Consider the following 24,381-nt stretch of genomic DNA (forward strand, 5'->3'; position numbering starts at 1 on the left):
GATGGACGCGGCGGCATTTGCTGACATCATCCGGCAAAACCGGGCCAATCGCGCGTTGCTGGAGCGGCTGCCCGCCATCGGCCTTGGTGATGTGTGGCTCGCGGCGGGTTGCCTGTTTCAGACGGTCTGGAATCATCAGATGGGGCGGCCGCCGGATGAGCAGATCAGTGACTACGATTTATTCTATCACGATCCCACCGATGTTTCATGGGATGCGGAAGACCGCGTGATCCGCCGCGTGGCCCATGCCTGTGCCGACCTTGGCGTGACCATCGAGGTGAAAAATCAGGCGCGGGTGCATTTATGGTATCGTGACCGCTTCGGCACCGATTATCCGGCGCTGCGGTCGAGCGAGGATGGCATCGGGCGGTTTCTGGTGCGCGGCACCTGCGTCGGGGTCAGGGCGGGATGCGGGCGCGTGTTCGCACCGTTCGGGCTCGACGATATCGCATTGGGCGTGTTGCGGCCGAACCCGGATGTCGCGCTGACGGCGCGGTTTGCCGAGAAATGCCGGAGCTATCAGCGCCGATGGCCGCACCTGCGGATCGAAGCGGGCTGAGGGACGCAAACGCCAACGCAGTAACGATCGGTTAAGTATTTTTTGGTAGCGATGCGGTCATGGATGAACGCAGCCCGACCGATCGCGTCCGTTTAGCGCGTTGCCGCACGCCGTTGAGCGCAGACCGGCGGGGCGCCTTTGCGCTCGAATTCGCCATGGTCGGGCCGATTTTTCTGCTGGCGCTGCTGTTCGTCTTCAATGTCGCCTACGATCTGTTCACCAATGAGGTGCTGAACAACGCGGTACAGACCACCGCGCGGCAGATGCAGACCGGCACGGCCCCGGTTGCGACCAGCCAGAGCCAGTTCGTCAGCACCGTGGTCTGCCCCAACACCTATGGGCTGATCGACTGCAACAATATTTTTGTCCGCGTCGAACAGATCGATACCAACACATGCAGCGATTTCTACGATGCCACGACGGGTACCCTGCCGGTCGTTGGAGGCAGTCTGCAACTCGGCGATTACGGTGGTGCGGGGTCGGACACCGGGCCGAGTCAGTGTGCGACGGGTAATGCGGCAACCGGATTTTGCAACGCGGGCCCGAACGAGGCGATTCTGATCAGCATAATCTATACCGCACCGAGCTTCATCGGGCAGTTGCTGGGCACCGTGGTGACCTATAACGGTGCCTCGGTAACACCGCTGTTGGCCACCGCCGGTTTCGAGACCGAGGGGTTTGCGCCGCTTGGAGCGTCGAACCCATGCTGAGGCGGCCGATGATCCCGCATGACCGGCGGGGCGTCGCGGCGCTCGAGTTCGCTCTGGTCTTACCGCTGATGCTCGCCCTGCTGTTCGGTGTGTACGAACTCTCTGAACCGATGATGATCAATCAGCAAGTGTATGCCGCAGCCCATAGTATCGCCGCTTCGGCGAGCAGCCTCGCGGTACAGGCGGATGGATCGACCTCGCTCACCTACGCACAGGTGCAGTTCGAAGCCTCGACCATTTTCGCCGAAATTCCGGCGCTGCGCGCGCATCAGCAGGGCTACGGCGCCGGCAATACCGGTGTCACGATTTCCGCCGTGGTGTTTGAGCCGACCACTGCGGGATGCGTTCCAAGCCCCGGAATAACCTGTAATTACACCGCAAATGTCGCCTGGAGCGTAGCCTATACCGGCGGCGACAGCGGGCTGGTTCCGTATGAAGCGCTGCTGGGTCAAAGCGATTGTCAGACGCTCGTACAGACGCCTCCCGGTGGCGGCCCGCTCGGCACGGTGCCGACTCAGGATGTCACGACCAACGCGACATCCTGGCCGGACCCGATCCTGGTGGTCGATGCGTTCGTGAAATACCAGCCTCTTCTGCTCACTTATACAAAGACGCCGTTCTACCTTCTGGCGATCGGTTTCTGGCCGGTGCGCAGCGTGAAAGCCGCATCGGTTGATGCCACCGGCAACGCGACCCCGTTATTGCCGGACCAGCAGTACACGACACTTACGGGGCTCCAGAACGCGCCGAGTGGATCGTATTGCGTCAACCCGAATTATGCGGAGCCAGGCGCATGATCGCGGCGATCCGCCAGTTCGTGCGAGACAGGCGCGGCGCGATCGCGATCATCTTCGGCGTCTCGCTCGTGCCGATGGCGATGCTGGTCGCGTTGTCGATAGATTTCTCCTTCTATGTGCAAGCGCGCGCACAGATCAGCCTCGCGGCTGACGCCGCAGCCACACATGCCATCCGGGCTGCGACCGAAACCTATACCGCCGAAATCAACCAAAACCCCCCGCTCTCGGCCGCTACCGCCATTGCCGATGCCGATGCCGCCGGCGAAACCGCTGGTGCCGCGTGGTTCTGGGCCCAGCTCGGCACGCTGCCGACCGCCAGCGTCACCGGATCGAACAATCCGAACGTCACAGTGCAATCCAACACCAATCTCTCGCCGACAAACCCGGCCGGTTTTACCGCAACGGTCGCATATACCGGTACCTACCCCCCATTTTTCGACCCACTTTTCGCCAGCACCGCCCATTGGAAGATTACCGGAACTGCGGGTGCGCTATCGACCTACTCCTATGTCGAGATTCTGATGCTGTTGGATAATTCATCCTCGATGCTGATCGGGGCCACGCCGCAGGCCATTACGACGCTTGAACAAAATACAGTCTGCATCCCGAGTGGTTGGTCACATACGGGTGCAAACGGTACAGGCGCTTATGACAATAATAGTCCGCTCGACGTTAACATGATAACAGTACAAAACTACAATGCGGGTAACTCGGCATCCAACCTCAACGGTTCTTGTGCCAACGGTTACAGCGGCCCCTACGCACCTTGTGGATTCGCGTGCCATTCAGACCCAAACGACCAAGATTACTACGGAATAGCTCGGTCCCTCGGCGTCGAACTTCGACTTGATGTTGTGCTCAGTGCCGCCGAAAACGTCATTGCCTCGATGAAAGCCAACGAACAGGCGCCTGACCAATTTTCGGTCGGCGTCTATCAATTCAACAACGATATCGAACCGCTTTTTCCTAACTCGCAGGCAAGCGGCACAAATACTATGCAGGAAGCGTCAACCGACTTGTCGGGCGCGCTCGGTGCGGTCGACGCGATCGACTGGAACAAAAACAAAAGTGAGTCTGTTGAACCTCCGCTCCAAGCAAATGCGGGTATTGGCAACACGGACTTGGTACAGTCAGTTCACGATCTTCTGAGAGGTACCTACGCGAACGGTGGCTCATTTGGCCCGGCAATCTCAAAAGCCGGCACCGGCAACACCGCCGGCAGCCCCCAAAAAGATATCTTTATCGTCAGCGACGGCATGGAAGACAATTCGGATTCACACCCTCGGGTTCTGGGTGAAATGACCGGTGTCGCCGCCGAAAACGATACCATCACGCCTAGCCCGGGTGTATGCAAACAATTCAAGAAACTCGGCTTTACAGTCTATGTTCTCTATGTTGAATATAACCCAATTCCCAATACTTGGTACGAAGGCAGAGAGCCCTATGAAGTTGTACCGAAGCCGACGCCGTACTTTACCGAAGACTTTTCCAATGTTGCCCAAACCAACACATCGCCGGCGCCGATCGACTTCGCTCAAGCGACCGCTGTCACTAATAACCGCAACACGCCCGCCGCCAACGCCATGTCACCCGACGAAGCGGCACTCCAAGCCTGTGCCTCATCACCCACCGATTTCTACATCGCCAATGATGCCGCCGCGATCAGCACGGCGATGAACGCCATGCTGAAATCCGCGCTCAGCAGCACCATCCGCCTGACGCAATAATCACTTCGCCGCCTTATGGGCGGCCGCTTCTTCGGCGCTACTGACACCGCCATGCGCGGCCGACCAGGCGACCGGGTTTTCCAGAAATTTGCGCACGCCGGTCAATGTCGCCTCGGGGAAGTAATCGCCGCCGCGGCAGGCCTCCAGCACATCCCACCAAGTGCAGAGGTGATGCAGCGAAATACCCATTTCTGCCAGCTTGTTCAGACTGCCGGGAAACACGCCGTAGAAAAATACGACGAACACATGATCACAGATCGCCCCTGCGTCGCGCAGCGCGTTGGCGAACTGGATTTTCGACCCGCCGTCCGTGGTCAAGTCTTCCACAAGCAGCGTATTCTTCCCCTCCGGCACATCACCCTCGATCAGCGCATTCCGGCCGAACCCCTTTGGCTTCTTGCGGACATAGGCCATCGGTAATGCCATCCGGTCGGCAATCCAGGCCGCGTAGGGAATCCCCGCCGTCTCGCCGCCGGCAACTGCCTCGATCGTTTCGAATCCGATCTGCCGCGTCAGTTTTTCAACCGCCAGTTCGCAGATTTTTGCCCGCGCGCGTGGAAAATAGATGATCTTGCGGCAATCGATATAGACCGGCGCCTTCCAGCCGGAGGTGAACGTGTAAGCCTCCTCTGGCCGAAAATTCACCGCCTTGATCTCCAGCAATATCCGTGCGGCAGTCAATGCCGCATCCCGATCCCAGTCGCTCGCGTGACCCATGCTCGCAGCCATATCCAACCCTCCAAATCTGCGTCGTTGGTAAAACACCCCTGATCTGCCGTCCACTGGCTTGCCCGCCCCTCAATCGGTGATAGAGAACGCCCATCGAATGATCCCATCGGCAGCCCAGGGCCGGGCAAGGAGCGAGACATGGCAAAGATCAAGGTAAAGAACCCGATCGTCGAGATGGACGGTGATGAAATGACCCGGATCATCTGGGGGTTCATCAAGGAAAAACTGATCCTCCCGTATCTCGATATCGATCTGAAATATTACGATCTCGGCATCGAGCATCGCGACGCGACGGATGACAAGGTGACGGTCGAGTCCGCCCATGCGACCAAGGAATTCGGCGTCGCGGTCAAATGCGCCACCATCACGCCTGATGAAGCGCGCGTGGCGGAATTCGGCCTGAAGCAGATGTGGCGCAGCCCGAACGGCACGATCCGCAACATTCTCGACGGCACGATTTTCCGCGAGCCGATCATCTGCCGCAACGTCCCCCGCCTGGTGCCGCACTGGTCCGAGCCGATCGTGATCGGCCGTCACGCCTACGGCGACATCTACCGCGCGGTCGAAACCAAGATCCCCGGGCCCGGCAAGGTACAGTTGTCGTATATCCCCGCCGATGGCGGCAAGCCGATGATCCTCGACGTGCATGATTTCAAGGGCCCCGGCGTCGCCATGGGCATGCACAATACCAAGGCCTCGATCGAAGGGTTCGCCCGCGCCAGCTTCAATTATGGCCTGCTGCGCAACTACCCGGTCTACCTCTCGACCAAAAACACGATTCTGAAAGCCTATGACGGCATGTTCAAGGACGTGTTCCAGGAGATCTTCGATGCCGAATTCAAGGCTGAGTTCGACAAGCATGGCCTGACCTATGAACACCGCCTGATCGACGACATGGTCGCCTCCGCGCTGAAATGGAACGGTGGCTATCTATGGGCCTGCAAGAACTATGATGGCGACGTGCAGAGCGACATCGTCGCACAGGGGTTCGGCAGCCTTGGCCTGATGACATCGGTGCTGATGAGCCCGGATGGCAAGACGATCGAAAGCGAGGCCGCCCATGGCACCGTAACCCGGCACTATCGCGAGCACCAGAAAGGCCGGCCGACCAGCACCAATCCGATCGCCAGCATTTTCGCCTGGACGCGCGGACTCGCCTATCGCGGCAAGTTCGACGAGACACCGGATGTGACGGAATTTGCTGAAACGCTGGAGCGGGTTTGCGTTGAAACCGTGGAAGCCGGCTTCATGACGAAGGATCTGGCGAGCCTGATCAGCAAGGATCAGCCTTGGATGACCACTCAGGATTTCCTCGCAAAACTCGATGAAAACCTGCAAACGGCCATGGTTCATCGCAAAGCGGCATGAGGCTTATACATTTTTATGCCTGACAGCGGGACGGACTCCGGCCTATGTGTAAGATATGAGTCCGATCCCGTTTTCCGTCCTCGACCTCGCCCCGGTCCCTGAAGGGTCAACCGCGGGCGATGCCCTGCGCAACAGCGCAGACCTCGCCGGTCACGCCGAGCGGCTGGGTTTTAACCGCTATTGGCTGGCCGAGCACCACAACATGCCGGGTATCGCCAGTGCGGCCACCGCGGTGGTCATCGCGCATGTTGCCGCGGCCACCAGCACCATCCGCGTCGGCTCGGGCGGCGTCATGTTGCCGAACCATGCACCGCTGGTGATTGCCGAGCAGTTCGGCACGCTGGCCGCCCTGCATCCCGGCCGAATCGATTTAGGCCTCGGGCGCGCGCCCGGAACCGACCAGCGCACGGCGCGCGCCCTGCGGCGCGACCTCGCTGGCAGCGAAACCAGGTTCGCCGATGACGTAATCGAGCTGCAAAGCTATTTCCGCCCTGCCCCGCCCGACCAAGCCGTGCGCGCGGTGCCGGGCGCCGGGCTCGATGTGCCGATTTGGCTGCTCGGATCATCGACCTACAGTGCTGAACTCGCGGCGGCACTCGGCTTGCCGTTTGCGTTCGCCTCGCATTTCGCGCCCGATTTGCTGCGCCAGGCGCTGCAGATTTATCGCACGCGCTTTCAGCCCTCTGCCCAGTTGGCGCGGCCTTACGCGATGCTGGGCCTGAATGTGATCGCCGCTGAAACCGATGCACGGGCAGCCCATCTCTTCACATCGTTGCAACAGGCTTTCATCAACCTGCGTCGCGGCCGTCCTGGAAAGTTGCCCGCCCCCGCCATGATGCAGGACATCTGGTCCCCGATGGAGAAAGCCCAACTCGACCACGCGCTGGTTCACTCCATCGTCGGTGCGCCGGACACGATCAGCACGGGTCTCGACCGGTTTATCGCCGAATTCCGTCCCGATGAATTGATGATCACTGCGCAGATCCACGATCATGGCGCACGACGTCGCAGTTATGAAATCGTTAGCGAAGTAGCCATTACACGTAAACAGTGCATTGCTGCCTGAAGTTTACAATTGTCAATTGAATGAAGACGATTTCCTATCGGAGTCTTTTACATATCACTAGTTGAGATGCCACAAATACTTGAAATTCTCGATTGTTTTATATGGCACGTTTTGTGCAGCGACTTTCATGCGCTCCGGGCTGAGTGCGCGGTGATTTCATAGGCGACGCATCTTTCTCATTGTGTGCGGGAATTGACATGACTAGATCTCGAAACCTGCTTTTGGCCGGTGCGGTCGTTGCCGTTGGGATCACGGCAGTCGCCCAGGCAGGCATTTATTCGTTTTCTGTTACCGAGGGCCTGACAAATGGTGGTATCGCGGTTTACGAGAATGGCTCCGCTATCGGCACGACGACCACAGGACCAACGAGTGCCGTCATCGAGTCAGTTGTCGTCCCGACGACGGGCGATATCACGCTTTAATACACCCGGCAAAACGGCTCGCCGTCGATCCTCGACGTGAACGTGCCCGAGTCAGGCTCGCTCGCCCTGCTCGGTACTGGTCTGCTGGGCCTCGGCCTGATCGCGCGTCGCCGGCACAACAAATCGGTCTGATCCAAGCGATCGAACCGATAGGGAACGGCCCCGCTCAGGCAGGGCCGTTTTTTGTCAGCCCGGCGCCGCCGGATAGGTTGTCTCCCACCCGCCACCCAACGCCTGATACAGCTTGACCAGATCGGTCGAAACCTGAGCCAGGCTCTCGGCCTCGGATTGGCTCGCCGCCAATTCGCTCTGCTGCGCCGTCAACACCTGCAGGTAATCGGCCAGGCCCTCCCGGTAGCGCTCCTGCGCCAAGCCAAGCGCGCGCTGGCTCTCCGCCACATCGGTCTTCAACGCCGCGAAGGTGTTCTGTTCCTGATCATACGCAGTCAGCGCATTATCGACCTGATGGAACGCCGTGAGCACGGTCTTGGCGTAATCGATCGCGGCAGCCTTCTGCTCGGCGGTGCGCAGATGCAACTGGCCGTTCAGCTTGCCACCCTCGAACAGCGGCAGGGTAATCTGCGGCCCGATCGCATAGGTCACCGCCGCCAATTGGTTGAGGTTGGAGAATTGCAGCGCCTGCAGCGAAACCGAGCCGGAGAGCGAGACATCCGGAAAGAAATCCGCCTTGGCGACGCCGATTTCCGCGGTCGCCTCATGCAGCTTGGCCGAAGCCTCGCGCACGTCCGGCCGGCGCTGCAACAACGCGGAGGGCAGGCCGATCGGCACCACCGGCGGCACCGCAGGCACCGGTGCCGCGGTGATCAATTCCGCGCGCAACGCCTCCGGGCCGCGCCCAAGCAGCAGGCTCAACTGGTTGATATCCGCATCGATCGCGGTTTCGAGCGCGGGCAGTTTCGACCGGATCGAGGCCGCCTGCGCCCGGGCATCCGCAACATCGAGCGCATTGGCAAGCCCGGCCTGCGCGCGCTGACCGGTCAGGCCCGCGATATGGTCAGCACTCTTCAAATTGTCTTTCGTGATTTGCAGCACGGTCTGTTCGGCACGCAGATTGACATAGGTCTGCGCAACCTCGGCCTCGGTATTCAGCAGCACGGCGCGGCGCGCATCGCGGGAGGCCTGCACGGCGGCGAGCGAGGCTTCAACTGCGCGGCGGTTCTTGCCCCACAGGTCGAAATCGAAAACCGAGGAAAACCCGTACTGAAACAGGTTGAACGGCTGGATCGCCGAACCCGGAATGCCGCCGCCGCCGATCGAACTTGCAGATCCGCCAGCGGTCGAGCCGGCATTGGTGCTCGTGCTGGTGTTGGAACCCGAACCGCTGAGGGCGGTAAACACGCCCTTCTTGCTCGGCCCCTCACGCGTCAGTGAACCGGCAAAATTCAGGTTGGGATAGAGCGTCGCCCCTTCGATCTGCGCCTGCGCCTGCGCCTCGGCCAGCCGCTGGGTTGCAATCCGCACGTCCAGATTCTGTTGGATTGCCTGGGTCTCCAGGCTGGTCAGCGCGGGATCGCCGAAGCTCTGCCACCATGCGAGATCGACCTTCCCTTGGCTGACACCGTTGGGCGCGGTAATCGCCGGCCGATTGTCGAGAAACGATGCGGCGGTGTGCGGATGGGGATTATGGAAATTCGGCCCCAACTCACAGCCACCGAGCGTCGATGCGGCGAGCAGCCCCGCCCCCAGGGCCGTTCCCCATCGCAACCGGTGACGGAAAGATTCAAACCTCATACGACACTCCTTTCGCAGGCCCCTTGCCACGGCCGGCCTTGGCGGGCGCGCCGAGCAACAGAATGATCGGCCAGATCAGCAACGCGACCAGGCCGAGACTATGGAACAAATCGAGATAGCTCATAAATGCTGCCTCATGTTGCACGGCAGCAGTGACCTGGGGAAGTGTCTGGCCGTGCAGGCTGACATACGGTGTGATCGCATCGGCGATCCTGGCATGATGAAACTGGGTGCGGATCGCGAGCATCGTCGTGACGTAGGAAATGCCGATGCTGCCGCCGATGTTGCGGACCTGGTTGATGATCGCCGAGGCATCGCCATTGCGCGCCGGCGGCACGCCGACATAGGACAGCGCCGAGATCGGAATGAACAGGAACGGCAGCGCGATCACCTGCAGCACGCGGTCGAGCGAAATAGTGTAAAAGGAAACATCGGGTGCCAGATGCGATTGCAGCATGAGCGCGATGCCGGTTTCCACCAATCCGCCGATCAGCAACACCTTGGCCGAAATGAACCGCCCGGTCACGATGCCGGCCACCGGCATCAACCCGATCGTCGCCAAACCGCCGAGCGCCAGCGCAAAACCTGACGTTTGGGATGAGTAGCCCAGCAATGTCTGCGTCAGTTGTGGCAGCAATTGCGTGGTGCTGAGCAAGATGAATCCGATCACGAACATGATGATGCAGGAGATCGAGAAATTGCGGTATTTGAACATCCGCACGTTTACCACCGGCTCGGGGTGCCCCCATTCCCACACGCCGAGCGTGACCAGCGAGACGGTCCAGACCACGAATAATTCGCAGATGAAGGTGGAACCGAAACCATCATCGAGCGAGAATTTGTCGAGAAATATCTGCAACGCGCCGAAGCCGGTGGCGACCAGAATGAGCCCGAACCAGTCGAACCGCAGCTTCGCCGCCAGTCGCGCCGCGCGCTCGCGCACCAGCACGGCGGGTTCGTTGACGAAAATAGCGATCAAGGTGAATGCGATCAGCCCGACCGGCAGGTTGATCAAAAACACCCAGTGCCATGACAGATGATCGGTCAGCCAACCACCGAGAATCGGACCCGTCGCGGGGGCGACAATGATAACCACGCCATAGACCGCAAACACCTGCGCGCGTTTTTCGATCGGGAAGGTGTCGGCAAACATCGACTGCGTGATCGGTTGTAACCCACCGCCGCCCAGCCCCTGCAACACGCGCGCCACGATCAGCATGGTCAGCGAGGTTGAAAACGCGCAAAGCACCGAGCTTGCCGTGAACAGCGCAATACAGATCAAAAACAAGCGCTTGCGCCCGAGCACCGCGGCGAGCCAGCCGGTGATCGGCAGGATCATGCTGTTCGACACCAGATAGGAGGTGAGCACCCAGGTGCTTTCCTCTGGACTGACCGCGAGCGAGCCGGCGATATGGGTCAGGGCGACGTTGGCGATGGTGGTATCCAGCACCTCCATGAAGGGTGCCAGCGCGATCATCGCAACGATCAGCCACGGGTTGTAAACACCGGCCGCCGAGCGCGGCAGAGCCGGCCGGCTGGCATAGAGAAAACTCATTTGGGACGAATACGGATATACGGTTCGGCCGACATGCCAGGCGCAATCGCGTAATGCGCCAACCGCTTGTCATCGAAACTGATCCGTACCGGCACGCGCTGGACGATCTTGACGTAATTGCCCGTCGCGTTCTCCGCCGGCAGCAGCGAGAACACGCTGCCTGTGCCGCGCTGGATGCTGGTGACCACAGCATGAAACCCGATGCCCGGCACTGCGTCGAGATAGACCCGGACATGCTGGCCCGGCCTGATCCGGCCCAGTTCGGTCTCCTTGTAGTTCGCGGTCACCCAGAAGCGGTCACCCACCAGCGCCATCAGACCGTTTCCGGGCGAAACCACATTACCGGTCCGCACCGTGCGTTCGGCAATGAACCCGGCGGCGGGCGCGCGAATAATGGTGTAGCCTATCTGCAATTTGGCGTTCTCGACCCCGACATCCGCCGCCCGCAGCGCGGCCTGGGCGGCGACCAGCCCCGCCTTGGCGCCGGTGACCTGTTGTTGCGCCGCGTCGACCTTGGCTTGCGCGGCCTGGAGTGCGGCATTGGCGGCATCCAGATTGGTTCTGGTGATCGCCTGCGGGTCGACCCGGCGGTAGCGCGCGGCATCCTGGCGCGCCTTGAGCAGATTGGCCTGAGCGACCTCGACATTCGCGGCCGCCTGCGCGACATCCGCCCGCCTGGTGCCGACATCGGCTTCAGCCTGAGCGCGCTTGGCTAGCGCGCGGTCGACCGCGACGCGTTCGGTCCCGGAATCGAGCACGACAAGGACCTGCCCCTTTTCAACATGTTCGTTCTGATGGACCGGCACGGACTCGACTTGCCCCGAGATCCGCGCGGCGATTCGATGAATCGGCCCATCGACCTGGGCATCATCGGTCGTTGCGAAATTGCGCGCGTGCAACCAATAGATCACGCCGGCACCGACCAGCACGAGCAGCACCAGCGCCAGGATCAGGAAGGGCCGGCGACTGCGCCCGCGTTGCGGTGCATCAGCCGGCGTTGCGGTCTCTCGCGCAGCCGCCGGCTGCTCACTGATGCCATCCATTGGAGTTCGACCTCGTCCCTACCTGCTCCAGGCAATTAGGTCATGAAGTCGCGCGATAACGCAAGGGAGGCACGTTTCCGTGACGCATCAAGCTTATCTGAACGATTGTTCATAAATTTGAGCGCACGATGCGGATTCGCCTTGCCAAGTGAAACCGTTTACAGAATACTACCTAAGGTAGCACAACCACCTTGGCTCGATTAGAAATGGATCAAAATAATGGGTTTTCAGACACTCGACGGCTTCGTACGCGAACGCATCCGGGCCTGGCCGCAAACCCCCCCTGGCCTCGAGGCCGCCGACGCAAGGGGTCATGGCGTCTGGCTGAAAGCCCGACCGGGACCGGCTTCGGAAAATGATGCACCTTCCCTGAAAATTCCCGGTGCTGCGCGCATGCGCACCTTTCCGGACGGGCTGTGGCTCTGGTTCGGCGGCACGGCGGCTGACCCGTTCGTCGATATTTTCGCAATCGAAGTGTGTGGCAGCCTGCAGAATCTGCTCGACAAACGATCCCGCTACACGCCGAGCCTTCATTCGCTGCTGATTTCCTGCCCGGCGGTTTGGCTGAAACGCGCGGTTGCGGAGCAGGACGATATCCCGCGCTGGCGCACCATCGGCCTGTTCGAGCGCGAACCGGAAACCACGGTCGCTCTGCCGGTGCGCGACATGCGGGTGCTCTACGCGCTGAAACCGCGCCAATTCGACGAGTTCGCCGCGCATAACATTGCCCATGCGCATGAATTATTTGCGCCGATCGATGTTCTGATCGATGAAGCCGGCTGGCAAGCGCCCGCGCTACGGCAGTTTCTGTTCCACGCCGCCCGGCGCGCCAATTTCTGGGATAAGGCGGCCTACACCTGCAATGAACCCTGGCGCGGCAACCCGGCACCCGGCGTGCTCGACGGCAAGCCGAGCCCGGTCCGGCCAATCGGAGATTATCCCATCAACACCAAACCCGATCATACGATCAAGCGCCTCGGGCGCATTGACCGTCCACGGCAGAACAAGGAGGCCGAGCGACTGGGCCTCACGGACATCGGCCTCCTCGAGGGTCGCATGAAACGGCGCCCAGCACGCAGCCCCCGTCGCGGCGACGGCCTGGATTATCTTGCCGTCGAATGCGCCTAGATCGGCCCCATCGAGCCATAATCCGCCCTGAGCGACGGTATCGGGTTCGGTGAGGCAGCAGCGCCGAAGCGTCGGCTCGATCGCCGACGCTTCGCGGAGCACCCGCCAGTCGAACGCGAACAGCACGGCGTGCTCGATCGCATCCGCCGCGCGGAGCACATCGATCACAGCGGTCGCCATGGCGGCAGGTGTCGCGGTATCGGCTGGACGATCCGGCGCTGTCTTGACCTCGATCAACAGATCAAGCTCCCGCAGCGCGGCGAGGACCGCAGTGAGGCTCGGAATTGCCGCACCATCGCAGGGGACCTGATCGGGATAGCGCGCAGCATACTCCGATCCGGCGCGCAAACGGCCGACATCATAGCCCGCGAGTTGGGCAAAGCCGAGGCCGCGCAGCAACGGCGCATCCGCCCCGACATAATGACCCGCCGCATCCCGCGCGATCGCGGCGTTCAGTCTTGGATCGTGATGCACCACGGCGAAGTTGTCCGCGGTCAGGCCGACATCGAACTCAACTCCGGTCACGCCGCAGGCACGCGCCACGGCAAATCCGCCGATCGTGTTTTCCGGTGCCAGGCCACGCGCGCCACGATGGCCGAAAACCGCAATGGTCCTCATTCGCCGACGAGCTTTTCGGCGTCGGTGATCAGTTCCATCGCACCGTCAGCGCCCCGCGTCAGCCGGGCGCGCCGCGCATGCAGGCTGATCACGCTGTCCTGATGCGCGATCGAAATAATCTGCGTCTCCGGTAGCCGGGCCCGCAGCAGTGCGAACAGATCACCGATCGCCGCCTCATCGATCGCTGACAATGCCTCGTCCATAAACAGCCAATCAGGTTTCACGATCAAGGCACGCGCCAGCGCGAGGCGCTGCTGTTCACCCCCCGAAAGCCGAAGTGTCCAGTTATCGACCTGCTCCAGCCGCGCCGCGAGCGATCCCAGGCCAACATCCTCCAACGCCGCCCGCACATCCTGATCCGCCACGTCGTACTCCTGGCACGGATAGGCGACCGCCCGCTTGAGCGAGCCGAGCGGGAAATACGGGCGTTGCGGCAGAAACATCGAGCGCCCGACCGGTCGCGATACCCGCCCCTTGCCGAACGGCCAGATGCCCGCGAACATCCGAAACAACGTCGATTTGCCCGACCCCGATGCACCGGTAATCGCCATCGGCTCACCGCGCGCGATCGCGAGATGCGACTGGGCGAACAGCTTGCGGCCATCCGGCAGGTCGATCGCCAGATCATCGGCGCGCAACATAGTGCCTGGCTCGCCGCCAGGGGCGGCATTCTGCTGCACATGCGCCGCGACCACCGCCCGCTCGAACCCGTCGAGTCGTTGCACCGTCGCGCGCCATCCGACGATCTGCGGATAGGCGCCGACGAACCACGAGAACGAGCCCTGCACATTACCGAAGATGTTATTGATCTGAAGCAACAACCCAAGCGTGAAAAGACCGGTGAAATAGCCCGGCGCGGCAATAAGGATAGGAAAGATGATTGCCACCTGGCTGAAGCCGATGGTGAAAAAATTCAGCGCCTTGGTGCGCTTCATGATCATCCACCAGTTCAGATAGATCGCATGAAACCGCTGCTTCAGCCCAATGGTTTCCTCGGCTTCGCCGCCGTATAGCGCGATCTGCTCGGTATTTTCGCGCACGCGGATCAGATTGAAGCGGAAATCGGCGTCGACCTGCTGCTGCTGAAAGCTCAGCGGGATGAGTTTCCAGCCGATCACATGCGTCAGATAGGTGCCGATCAGCGAATAGACGATCGCCGTCCAGACGAGATAGCCGGGGATCACGGCGCCAAAAATATGCAGCGGCGGCACCAGGAACCACAGGACGAAGATGAAACTGAGCAGATTGACGATATTGGCGATGAAACTGATGCCGAGCGACAGGTTGTTCGACACGAAACTGCGTAGATCATCGGCGATTCGCTGGTCGGGGTTGTCGAGCGGGCTGCCCGCCTCGGCCATCAGGCTGATCTGGTAATGCGCGCGCCCCGTCAGCCAGTCCTTCACGAAATTGTCGGTGATCCAGCGCCGCCAGCGGATCTCGAGCATCTGCTGCAAATAGAACGCGTAAACCCCGACCAGGATGTTGAACACCGCAATCTCGGCAAACCCCGGGACGAACCAAGGATAGCCCTTGATAAACCGGTAAGTGAAGATCGAGCCCCAGAACGCCGGTTCGTCCTTCGCCTGCAATGCGTTGTAAAAAATTTTGTACCAGTAGGAATACAGGACGTTCAGATAGACCGAGACCAGATTGAGCGCGATGATGGCGGCCAGCAGCCCCCAGGCGACAAATTTTTCTTCGGATTTGAAATAGGGCTTGGTGAGACGCCAGGCATCCGCCATCGCACGGCCGATGTTGCGGAGAAATTTCATGGTTGGGCGCCGGCCACCTTCGCCGCGATGGCGCCGAGCCAGGATTTCACCCGCGCTTCGTTCACGCCGAAATCGGACTGGCCATAAATCGAGTGGGAATACAGGATCAAAGCACTTCCGCCTGCGGGATCGGGCTGCACCGCCACCTCGATCACATCCGGAAAATTTGCGCGGGCCGAGCGGGCGACCCAGGCCGCCTGCAGATGTGCGGGATGGCTGTCGAGCGCGAACACCCGTGGCTCCGCCGCTGCAACCTGCCCGACCATGGCGAACAACGCAGTCGGCGACACTTTATAATGCGGCGTCACGATGTTCGGACCCGGGGTGAACCCGACCGGCGCCGCCAGCGCTTTGTTTGGCGTCTTCGGCAGGGTCAGATGAGCGAAATCGACCACGCCCGGTGGCGCGACACCCTGCGCCCCCATTTTGCCGCAGGCGGGAAACACCAAGCTCAACAGCAGCGGCAACAGCCCAACACCCATCGTCATTCCTCCTGATTGGTCGTGAGCCGGAACCGCACGACGCCATGCATCGCCTCCGGCGCGATTCTCTTACCCTTGCGCAAAATGTCGATCTGGCCGGATTGCGCAAGATGCACTGCAGCCGCGCGCACCTGCGGCAGAAACCGCCGCCACGCCTCGGGGTCAGTCGATCGATCCGGGACCGAGTCGGCCAGAGCGCGGGCGGCATCGGTCGGGCAGATCGATTTAAGGGGACCGCGCGCGGTCACGAGGTCGAGGATCGCGGCGATCGCTGCGGCGTCGGGTGGGATCATCATCGATGGTCGTCTGGCGCGGATCGGCTGATGGGGCAAGGAAGGGGAGCACTTCTTTTTTGTAAAAAAGAAGCAAAAAACTTTCTCACCCTGGGGCACGGGCGTTTGAAGCGGCACGGGCCCAAATCAACAAAGTTTTTTTTGCTTCTTTTTTGTTCACAAAAAAAGAAGACCTACCCTGCCTTACCGACCTGCCGCCAGGCTCATAAACCTGAAACGCGCGCCCGTGCCCGAATGGCTTCCGCCGGCATCGCGGGACCAATCCACGGTCCCTGCACCAGATCGACCCCGAGCCCACGGATCCGCTCGGTTTCCGCCGCGGTCTCAACGCCGTCAATCGTGACGAGCACGCCCTGACGATGCGCAATTTCGACCGCGGCGCGGATCAGGATGGTTTCATCGACCGCATCGCCCGGCATGGTCGCATGGGCCAATCGCCGATCGAGCTTGAGCCCGGTCAGCGGCAGGCGCGGCAACAAGGCAAGGCTGCCGAAAATCGCCCCAAAGCCTTCGAGGCTGACGCCGATCCCATGCTCGCGCAGCGCGCCGATCGCATGATGCAGCGCCATGCCCCCCTCGACCAGTTCTGATTCATCAATCTGCAAATCGATCCGCTCGGCGCCGACCCCGGCCTGCGCCAGCGCAGCCAGCACAATATCGCACACACCACCATCCACCAGAATCCGGCTGGGCACCGGTACCGCAATGCGCCAATGGGTCGGCCAGATTGCGACCTCCGCCGCCGCGGCATCCAGCGTGAAGCGCAGCATGTCCTCGCGCAACACCGGCCGGTCCAGATCGCGCAGCAGCGGCGTGACCGAAACCAGCCCGCGCCTGCGGTTGGGCAGGCCGAGCCATAATTCGGCCCCCTCGATCCGGTCGAACTCAGCAGGCCCGGCATCGGCGGTCGCGGCCCCCGCCCGTGCGAGGCGTTGACGCGGCAGGAACCGCAGGCAGAACGCATCGTCACGCAGCGCTTCAGTCAGCCGCATCGCGCGTTTGCGTTGCTCCCCCGCAACCAGACGCCGCAACGAGGCGCGAGTTCGCCGATCCGTCGTCGTACTGGACGTCTCCGCCACAACTGCGTCGGACTCCTGATAACCACCTGAATCGATTACGCTCACGCACATTGCTCCATCTGGGTCTGGCCGTACCTGGACCATCGTGAGCATGATGATGCCGCAAGGAAGTAAAAATCGCGTTAGCGCCGGCTCAAAAATCTCAACAAAATCACGACTACCGCGACAAACGCTGATTTTCAGACCGCGATATTGTCGAGCAGTCGGGTCGCACCCAACCGCGCCGCGGCGATCAGCCGCGCTGCACCCGCGGGTTCGTGCAGCGGTGCAAGGGTCACCGCATCGACCAGGGCAAGGTAATCCACCGTGAAACCAGCGGCGACCAGCGACGCCTCAGCCGCCGCGATGCTCTGCCCGACCGGCGCCCCAGCGCATATCGCATCGCGCACACCGGTCAGCACCGCAAACAAAGTCGGTGCCGCCGCGCGCTCGCGCGCCCCCAGATACCGGTTGCGCGACGACATCGCGAGACCGCTCGGCTCGCGCCAAGTCGGTGCCGCAATGATATCGACGGGTAGCCCCAGATCTTCGACCATCCGACGGATCACCTGCACCTGCTGCCAGTCCTTTTCGCCGAAACACGCGGCGTCCGGCCGAACCTGGCCGAACAATTTGGCCACCACGGTCGCGACCCCCCGAAAATGCCCCGGTCGCGCTGCACCTTCCCACAGCAGCGCCGGGCCGGCGACCTCGATCATCGTGGCATCGCCCGGCGGATACATCGTGGCGACATCCGGCAACCAGACGAGATCGCACCCCGCCGCCGCCAGCATCGCGCAGTCGGCGGCCTCATCGCGCGGGTAGCGGGCAAAATCCTCGTGGGGCGCGAATTGAGTGGGATTGACGAAAATCGAGGCGGCGACCGCGTCACCATGCGCGCGCGCAGCGCGGATCAGCGACAAATGGCCCTCGTGCAACGCCCCCATGGTCGGCACCAGCGCAAGGCCCGGCCGACCGTCGGCGGCAAGCGCTGCGCGCGCGGCGCGCAACTGCACCAAGGTGCGGGCGATCTGCATGGGTCCTCCGTTGAGGCTGTGTGACTGGTTCGTGACGTTCGATCGAGCGCGTTCTGAGCCAATCCGCCGCCGCCGTCCATCACAGTCATGTGTTTTTCTGGTTTGTTCCCGGAAAACATGAACTTTTTGACTATCTTCTCTTCATGTTCCTGTTAGATTCATGACCTGATCACGGATTATTGTAAGGCCGTCACGATATCCGGCATCGCTGGCTGCCCCTGTTGGAGTTTCACGATAATCTTTATATGTGTTGCCTATGGTAGGCAGCGCTTCACCCGCGAAACTCTGGATCCAGCGCGAAATCAAAGACGGCCGACGACGAGCCATGCCGATCATCGCGCTCGGGGTGCTGGGCGTTCTACTCGCCATTTTGCAGACCCTGTGCGCCGCCAGCCTGCTCGACGCCGCCATCACCCACGCCACCGCCGGTGCCATTGTTCTGCCGGCCGCCGGCTTCGCGCTCGCCGCACTCATCCGAACCCTGCTGATCGTCGTGCAGGAACATCAGGCCAGCCGGCTCGGCATCACGGCGCGCCGCCGCCTGCGCAGCGCCACGCTCGACACGCTCATGACACTCGGCCCCGCCGCCCTGCGCAACCGCCATTCCGGCGAGCTTGCCGGCATCGTGATCGACCGGATCGAGGCACTTGACGGGCTCTATAGGAGCTGGATTCCCGCCACCAGCCTCGCCAGCCTTGGCCCGGGCCTGATCATCCTCGCTGCCCTGATCGCCGACTGGCGCAGCGGCTTGATCCTGCTGGTCACCGCGTTGCTCGTGCCGGTCGCCATGGCGGTCACCGGCCGCAGCACCGGCATCGCGGCGCGCAAACAATTCAGCGCGATGACCCGGTTGCAGACCCGGTTTCTGGATCGTATCCGCGGCATCGCCACCATTGTGCTCGCCGGCCGTGCCGAAGCGGAAGCCGAAGCACTCGGTGTCGCCGCCGATGATCTGCGCCACCGCACCATGCGCATCCTGCGGGTCGCCTTCCTCAACTCCACCATGATCGACCTGCTCGCCGCCGCGGCGCTCGTGCTCATCGCCGTCCGCTTCGCCGCGCCGCTGCTCGCCGGCGACATCGCGCTGGCCCCCACCGCGCTGTTCTGCATTCTGCTGGTGCCCGAGTTCTTCGCGCCGATCCGCGCTTTCTCGGCGGTCTACCAGGACCGCATGACCGCACAGACCGCCGCCGAAGACATCGTGGCCCTGCCGCAGCCACAACCCAGCCTGCCGGCACCCGCCGCCATCCGCACGGTACCGGCACAGGGCGTCAGCATCGCCTTCGAAGACGTCTCCTTCACCTGGGACGAGGCGCGCGGCCCGGTGCTGCACGGGCTGAGCTTCCGCCTGCCGGCCAATGAGACCATGATGCTGGTCGGCCCCTCCGGCTCGGGCAAATCAACCATTCTGGAATTGCTGCTCGGCTTCGCGCGCCCCCAATCCGGCCGCATCACCATCAACGGCGCGCCGATCGAAAGCCTGGTGCCCGCCGCCCTCGCGCGCATGACCGCGATCATCGGCCAGAAACCCTTCCTGTTCGCCGGATCGATCGAGGACAACATCAGGCTCGGCCGCCCCGAAGCGAGCGATGCCGACCTGCGCGAAGCCATCCGCCTCGCCCGCGTCGCCGAATTTTCGGACATGCTGCCGATGGGGCTCGCCACCCGCATCGGCGATGGTGGCTACGGTCTTTCCGGCGGCCAAGCCCAGCGCATCGCGATCGCGCGGGCCTTTCTGAAGGACGCCAAACTCCTGCTGCTGGACGAACCAACTGCCCAACTCGACCCCGCCACCGAACGCGACGTGCTCGACAGTCTGAAGCGCCTCGCGATCGGCCGCACCGTCATCCTCGCCAGCCACGCCGCCTTCGCCCATGAATTTGCCGGCCGCAAACTCGACCTCGGCGCCACCCGCAGCAACCGGCTCGAGGGCGTCGCCTGATGACCGATATCGCGCCGATCCTGCGCATCATTACCCTCTGGCGCGCCCAGCGGCCGGTGCTCATTATCGGCACGATCGCTGCCCTCGCCTCGCTCGCTGCCGGAATCGCGCTGATGGCCGGCGCCGGCGACCTGATCGGGGCGGACGCGATCGGGCTCGCGCTGGCGGTTCCCGCATCGCTCGCGGTCATCGGCGTCGCGCGCGTCGTGCTGCGCTACCTGGAACGGCTGATCACGCATGACGCTACGTTCCGCGCGCTCGCGGCACTCCGCATCTGGTTCTTCGGCAACCTCGCCCGCAGCGCGGGCGGCGGGCTCGGCTTTCGCAACGCCGGCGATGTCCTGGCGCGGCTGGTCAACGACGTCGAAGCACTCGACGGTATTTTCCTGCGTATCCTGATCCCCGCGCTGAGCGCCCTGCTGATCGTGCCGATCCTGCTGGTCGCGATCGGGCGCGAAGATATCGCCGCCGCCATCATCGTGCTCGCCCTGTTCCTGATCGCCGCCGTCGCCCTGCCGATCCGCGCGATGGGGCAGGCACGGGCATCCGCCGCAGCCGAAGCCGAAGCCGGCGGCGCCCTGCGCACCGCGACGCTCGATGCGCTGGCCGGGCTCCGCGAAATCAAGGTGTTCGGCGCCGAAGGGCGGATGCTGGCGCATGTCCAGTCCCAGGAATCGCGCCTGTTCACCGCCGAACGCAGCCTCGCCGCCCAAACCGGCGCCATGCAGGCCGCCGCGTTTTTCGCCACCCAGGCCGCCCTGCTCACCGTGCTGCTGATCCACGGCGCCCACCCGGTCGCCATCGTGATCGCCGCCTTCGTCGTGATCGCGGCGTTCGAAACCGTGGGCTTCATGCCGCGCGCCGGCGTCATCGCCGGCCGCGCCGCCGCCGCCGCCACGCGCGTGATCGCCGCCGCCGAAACCCCACCCCGCGTCGCCGACCCCGCAACCGCGGCAGCGCTGCCCACCGCCACCAGCCTCACCTTCGATCACATCCGGTTTCGCTGGACCACCGACGGCCACACCGTGTTCGACGATCTTTCGCTGCAAATCCCGGCCGGCGCGCGCATCGCGGTGCTCGGCCCATCGGGCGCCGGTAAATCGACCCTTGCCGCGCTGGCGCTGAAACTCGCCGCCCCCGAGGCCGGTGAAATCCGCCTCGGCGGCACCGATATCGCGCGCCTGCGCGCCCAGGATGTCCACACCCGCATCACCTGGCTCTCGCAGGCGACCCATTTGTTCGCCGATACCATCCGCAACAATCTGCTGCTGGCCCGCCCCGACGCCGACGAGCCGATGCTCTGGTCGGCACTCGATGCCGCGTGGATCGGCGACACGGTGCGCGCCCAACCCGACCAACTCGATGCCTGGGTCGGCGAATCCGGCGGTCGGTTCTCAGGCGGCCAGGGCAGGCGGCTCGCGCTGGCCCGCGCCATATTGAGCCCCGCCCCGATCCTGATCCTCGATGAACCTTGCGCCGGTCTCGACCTCGAGACCGAACAGGCGTTCATGAGCACGATCAACGAAACCCTCGCCGGCCGTACCCTGCTGCTGATCACCCACCGCCTGACCGGCGTGGAAAAACTCGACCGCGTTTTCCGCCTTCAGAACGGCAAACTCACCGCGGCGACGCGCTGAGGCGAACCGGGCTGGGGTGGCGCGCGCACCGCGCACCACCCCAGCCGGTCTCAGACGACGGGCGACGTTGCGGCTGATTTGAGTGCCGTGAACAAGGCGGCGCCGCGCATGACGCCGAGGCCGGTGCAGGCGTTCCAGCCGGGTCCCGCGTCATATCCCAGCGACGTGCCGCTGGGGATGTTGTTGCCGTTGGTGATTTCGCGGAAATCCGCCGCATGGGCGTAGAGGGCCGGGTTGACGAAGCCCAGGCGGCTGCCGCGGGCCTGGTTGATCAGCGCGAAATAGCCGGCCCAGAGCGGTGCCACGGCGCTGGTGCCGCCGACCGCGAAGGTCTGACCATCGACCGTCACCTGATAGCCGGTGGCGGGATCGGCGTCACCCGCGACGTCCGGCACACCGCGCCCGGTGCCACCGGTGCTCACATTGGCCGGCAGGGTGACGCCGGATTGGAACGAGGGGATCGGAAACACGGTGGAAATACCGCCACCACCGCCGCTGGTGCCGCTGTTCCAGACCGATTCGGCGACAATGGCACCACCCGACACGGTGATGCTGGTACCGCCGCAGCCGACGACATAGGGGCTCGATGCCGGAAAATCGACATGCACGGCGCCGTCGGTCTGGCCATCGGTCGCGAGATTGTCACCCGAGGCGACGGTGACGGTGACGCCCGCGCTCGCGGCATCGCGCAGGGCCGAATTCAGCGTATTCAAGCCCTGGGTCGAATAGCCCGATTCCGGCCCGCCCCAGCTGATCGACATGACCGATGGTGTATTGGTGGTATCGGTGGCGGCCGCCGTCACCGCATCGGCAAAGCCGGCGTCGGTGTTGGGCGTGAAATACACGGCGAGTTTCGCGCCGGGCGCGATGGCGCCGGCGACCTGGATGTCGAGCCCGACCTCGCCATCCGCCGAGTTCGCGGTGGTGGGTGCATTGCTTGCGCCATCGACGCTCACGGCCACCACGGTCGGCGGGGTCAGCCCCATGGCGCCGAACGACGCTGTGATGTCGCTCTCATGGTAGCCGCCGCCGAGTTCGATGATGGCGATGCACTGACCCGCACCGGTTTCATGGGTGGGAATGCCATAAAGCGCACCGATTTGATTGGGCAGATAGGCGGTGGCCGCCGCCTGCGCGGATTTGATCAGGCGCGGCTGCGCCACCGGCCTGGTATCGAGCCCGAGCACGGATTCCACGATGCCGGCGATATCCGAACGCAACTGCAGGGCGCCGGTATAGCCGCGAAACCGCGCGCCCTCCGCGCCGTACCAGTTCAGTTCGACCTTGAAGGCCTCGCCCATCGCTTTCGCGGTGCCGGCCAGCCGCACCAGGCGGCGCCGGGCATCGGCCTCGATCACCGTGAGCCCATGATCGGCCGCGAATTGCCGGATGATCGCGATGTCCGGATCGTGGCGCTTTGCCCGATCGGCCAGGACGGCTTCATGCGAGGTGAACACGGTCGCGACCGGATGTGGCTTGACGTAGACGCTCGCTTCCACCCGCTCGTCATCGGCCAGTTTTTCATGGCGATGGGCGTGTTTCGGCGCGTTATGATGACTTTCGGGGAAGGCGTGGTAGTGCAGGTCGGCCATGGGTCACTCCTGATTGATGCCCCGACCATGCCGCAGACCACGGTGGGTGGGCAAGCGCAAACCGTTAGTTGAATCAGAGTTAATGTTTCTATAAATAACGACGCATTAGCCGACGCTGGGTGTCCACGAATCCCATCGCAGCGTAAAGTCGATAGGCGCGGTCGTTATGTTTCTCGACTTCCAGCATCATCACCCGCACGCCGCGCGCGCGGCCTCCAGTCTGGTGGCAGCCCCGCTCATCGGCTACGGCGCTTATTGCAGGCGGGCACCCAGGGTCTCCGCCTCGATCGCGTTGAGCAGCGCAGCGCCGGCGTCGCGCCCGAGCAGGCGCATCAGGCTGAACTTCTTTTTCGGGCCGATGAACTCCGGCTTCGCGCTCTCGCCGGCGCGCTCGTTGATCACGCTGCGCACATCGCCGAACCCATCGATCAGGCCGCGCGATCTCGCCACCTCGCCGAGCATGTAGGAGCCATCGAAAATATCCGCCTCATGCCCCTCGATCGCGCTGCCGCGCCGGCTGCGGACCCAGGATTTGAACGCGTTGTGGATATCATCGACCAGACCGCGATTGAACACCGCATCTTCCTCGCGCTCCGGCGAAAACGGGTCGTTGCGCAGCTTGTTCGCCCCCGCGGTGATCACCCGCCGCTCGATGCCGTAGCGCCGGATCAATTGATGCACGCCGAAGCCACCGCCGATCACCCCGATCGAGCCGACGATGCTCATTTTATTGGCGAGAATCTCATCGGCCGCGCAGGCGATCCAGTAGCCGCCGGAAGCGCCGACATCCCCGATGATCGCCACCACCCGCACGCCGGTTTCGGCGGCCTTGCGGCGAATGAACTGGCCGATCAGGTCCGATTGCACCGGCGAGCCGCCGGGGCTCTCAATCGCCAGGATCAGCAGTTTCTCGCCCGATTTCGCCCGGTCGAACCCGCGCGTCAGCGGGGCGGCAAACCGGTCGAGGTTGATCGCGCCCTCGCGCGCGGCAATGATGCCGGACATGCGGATAACCGGCACAAGGCGCGGCGACCACGGCAGCCGCGCGGGCAGTTTTTTACGCAGATCGGCCAACGCCATCATATGAGTTC

At 62.9% G+C, this 24,381-nt stretch carries 22 protein-coding genes; 9 read left to right on the forward strand and 13 right to left on the reverse strand.

Annotation, left to right across the window (positions count from 1 at the left end):
- Position 1: 1 nt before the first annotated feature.
- Genes BW994_RS12030 through BW994_RS12045 form a run of 4 tightly spaced genes read left to right on the forward strand, consistent with a single transcriptional unit; the run spans position 2 to position 3,793 of the window.
- A complete protein-coding gene (locus BW994_RS12030; protein WP_029311653.1) occupies positions 2-559 on the forward strand; it encodes a nucleotidyltransferase family protein in 558 nt (185 codons plus the stop codon).
- A gap of 59 nt (positions 560-618) precedes the next feature.
- Complete coding sequence (locus BW994_RS12035; RefSeq protein WP_029311654.1) at positions 619-1,269, forward strand: TadE/TadG family type IV pilus assembly protein; 651 nt, start codon at positions 619-621, stop codon at positions 1,267-1,269.
- Complete coding sequence (locus tag BW994_RS12040) at positions 1,263-2,066, forward strand: TadE/TadG family type IV pilus assembly protein (protein ID WP_029311655.1); 804 nt, start codon at positions 1,263-1,265, stop codon at positions 2,064-2,066. Before BW994_RS12035 ends, BW994_RS12040 begins: the two co-directional genes overlap by 7 nt.
- Positions 2,063-3,793: a TadE/TadG family type IV pilus assembly protein gene (locus BW994_RS12045; RefSeq protein ID WP_029311656.1), complete on the forward strand. Its 1,731-nt coding sequence runs from the start codon at positions 2,063-2,065 to the stop codon at positions 3,791-3,793. The genes BW994_RS12040 and BW994_RS12045 overlap by 4 nt, the downstream gene beginning before the upstream one ends.
- Here BW994_RS12045 and BW994_RS12050 read toward each other — a convergent pair whose 3' ends face one another.
- Positions 3,794-4,522: an orotate phosphoribosyltransferase gene (locus BW994_RS12050; protein ID WP_029311657.1), complete on the reverse strand. Its 729-nt coding sequence runs from the start codon at positions 4,520-4,522 to the stop codon at positions 3,794-3,796. It abuts the gene before it with no gap.
- Positions 4,523-4,660: 138 nt separating this feature from the next.
- Between BW994_RS12050 and BW994_RS12055 the strand changes: the two genes are divergently transcribed.
- The 3 genes from BW994_RS12055 (at position 4,661) to BW994_RS12070 (ending at position 7,510) form a co-directional block, all read left to right on the forward strand.
- Positions 4,661-5,890, forward strand: a complete 1,230-nt coding sequence (locus BW994_RS12055) for an NADP-dependent isocitrate dehydrogenase (protein WP_029311658.1) — start codon at positions 4,661-4,663, stop codon at positions 5,888-5,890.
- A 55-nt stretch (positions 5,891-5,945) separates the two neighbouring features.
- Positions 5,946-6,956 carry an LLM class flavin-dependent oxidoreductase gene (locus tag BW994_RS12060; RefSeq protein ID WP_076454608.1) on the forward strand — a complete coding sequence of 337 codons (1,011 nt, stop codon included), beginning with the start codon at positions 5,946-5,948 and terminating at the stop codon, positions 6,954-6,956.
- A gap of 458 nt (positions 6,957-7,414) precedes the next feature.
- Entirely contained in the window at positions 7,415-7,510 is a 96-nt protein-coding gene (locus tag BW994_RS12070; RefSeq protein WP_245594098.1) for a PEP-CTERM sorting domain-containing protein, read from the forward strand.
- 54 nt (positions 7,511-7,564) lie between these two features.
- Here BW994_RS12070 and BW994_RS12075 read toward each other — a convergent pair whose 3' ends face one another.
- The 10 genes from BW994_RS12075 to panC all read right to left on the reverse strand — a co-directional run bounded on the left by BW994_RS12075 (position 7,565) and on the right by panC (position 18,119).
- Positions 7,565-9,130, reverse strand: coding sequence for an efflux transporter outer membrane subunit (locus BW994_RS12075; protein WP_029311661.1), 1,566 nt, complete (start codon positions 9,128-9,130; stop codon positions 7,565-7,567).
- The gene (locus BW994_RS12080) at positions 9,120-10,685 is read right to left on the reverse strand and encodes a DHA2 family efflux MFS transporter permease subunit (RefSeq protein WP_029311662.1); all 1,566 of its coding nucleotides are present in this window, start codon (positions 10,683-10,685) and stop codon (positions 9,120-9,122) included. The genes BW994_RS12075 and BW994_RS12080 overlap by 11 nt, the downstream gene beginning before the upstream one ends.
- Positions 10,682-11,728 carry an HlyD family secretion protein gene (locus BW994_RS12085; protein WP_029311663.1) on the reverse strand — a complete coding sequence of 349 codons (1,047 nt, stop codon included), beginning with the start codon at positions 11,726-11,728 and terminating at the stop codon, positions 10,682-10,684. Before BW994_RS12085 ends, BW994_RS12080 begins: the two co-directional genes overlap by 4 nt.
- Positions 11,729-11,896: 168 nt before the next feature.
- On the reverse strand, positions 11,897-12,460 hold the full coding sequence (locus BW994_RS19685; protein WP_217696460.1) for a hypothetical protein: 564 nt from the start codon (positions 12,458-12,460) through the stop codon (positions 11,897-11,899).
- Between the two features lie 63 nt (positions 12,461-12,523).
- Positions 12,524-13,474, reverse strand: coding sequence for a glycerophosphodiester phosphodiesterase family protein (locus tag BW994_RS12095; RefSeq protein ID WP_076454614.1), 951 nt, complete (start codon positions 13,472-13,474; stop codon positions 12,524-12,526).
- Positions 13,471-15,249 carry an ABC transporter ATP-binding protein/permease gene (locus tag BW994_RS12100; RefSeq protein WP_029311666.1) on the reverse strand — a complete coding sequence of 593 codons (1,779 nt, stop codon included), beginning with the start codon at positions 15,247-15,249 and terminating at the stop codon, positions 13,471-13,473. Before BW994_RS12100 ends, BW994_RS12095 begins: the two co-directional genes overlap by 4 nt.
- A complete protein-coding gene (locus BW994_RS12105; RefSeq protein ID WP_245594099.1) occupies positions 15,246-15,737 on the reverse strand; it encodes a DUF1499 domain-containing protein in 492 nt (163 codons plus the stop codon). The genes BW994_RS12100 and BW994_RS12105 overlap by 4 nt, the downstream gene beginning before the upstream one ends.
- Complete coding sequence (locus BW994_RS12110) at positions 15,734-16,027, reverse strand: DUF3253 domain-containing protein (RefSeq protein ID WP_029311668.1); 294 nt, start codon at positions 16,025-16,027, stop codon at positions 15,734-15,736. Before BW994_RS12110 ends, BW994_RS12105 begins: the two co-directional genes overlap by 4 nt.
- Before the next feature lie 200 nt (positions 16,028-16,227).
- The gene (locus tag BW994_RS12115) at positions 16,228-17,148 is read right to left on the reverse strand and encodes an EAL domain-containing protein (protein ID WP_245594100.1); all 921 of its coding nucleotides are present in this window, start codon (positions 17,146-17,148) and stop codon (positions 16,228-16,230) included.
- A gap of 134 nt (positions 17,149-17,282) precedes the next feature.
- Complete coding sequence (gene panC, locus BW994_RS12120; RefSeq protein WP_029311670.1) at positions 17,283-18,119, reverse strand: pantoate--beta-alanine ligase; 837 nt, start codon at positions 18,117-18,119, stop codon at positions 17,283-17,285.
- Between the two features lie 256 nt (positions 18,120-18,375).
- Here panC and cydD point away from each other — a divergent pair, with 256 nt between their 5' ends.
- On the forward strand, positions 18,376-20,061 hold the full coding sequence (gene cydD / locus BW994_RS12125; protein WP_029311671.1) for a thiol reductant ABC exporter subunit CydD: 1,686 nt from the start codon (positions 18,376-18,378) through the stop codon (positions 20,059-20,061).
- A complete protein-coding gene (cydC, locus tag BW994_RS12130) occupies positions 20,061-21,698 on the forward strand; it encodes a thiol reductant ABC exporter subunit CydC (protein ID WP_029311672.1) in 1,638 nt (545 codons plus the stop codon). Before cydD ends, cydC begins: the two co-directional genes overlap by 1 nt.
- Positions 21,699-21,748: 50 nt before the next feature.
- Here cydC and BW994_RS12135 read toward each other — a convergent pair whose 3' ends face one another.
- Both BW994_RS12135 and BW994_RS12140 read right to left on the reverse strand, forming a co-directional pair.
- A complete protein-coding gene (locus BW994_RS12135; protein ID WP_051657310.1) occupies positions 21,749-23,290 on the reverse strand; it encodes a S53 family peptidase in 1,542 nt (513 codons plus the stop codon).
- A 252-nt stretch (positions 23,291-23,542) separates the two neighbouring features.
- Entirely contained in the window at positions 23,543-24,373 is an 831-nt protein-coding gene (locus tag BW994_RS12140) for a S49 family peptidase (RefSeq protein WP_245594101.1), read from the reverse strand.
- Positions 24,374-24,381: the final 8 nt, after the last annotated feature.

Source organism: Acidiphilium rubrum (genome assembly GCF_900156265.1).
GTDB lineage: Bacteria > Pseudomonadota > Alphaproteobacteria > Acetobacterales > Acetobacteraceae > Acidiphilium > Acidiphilium rubrum.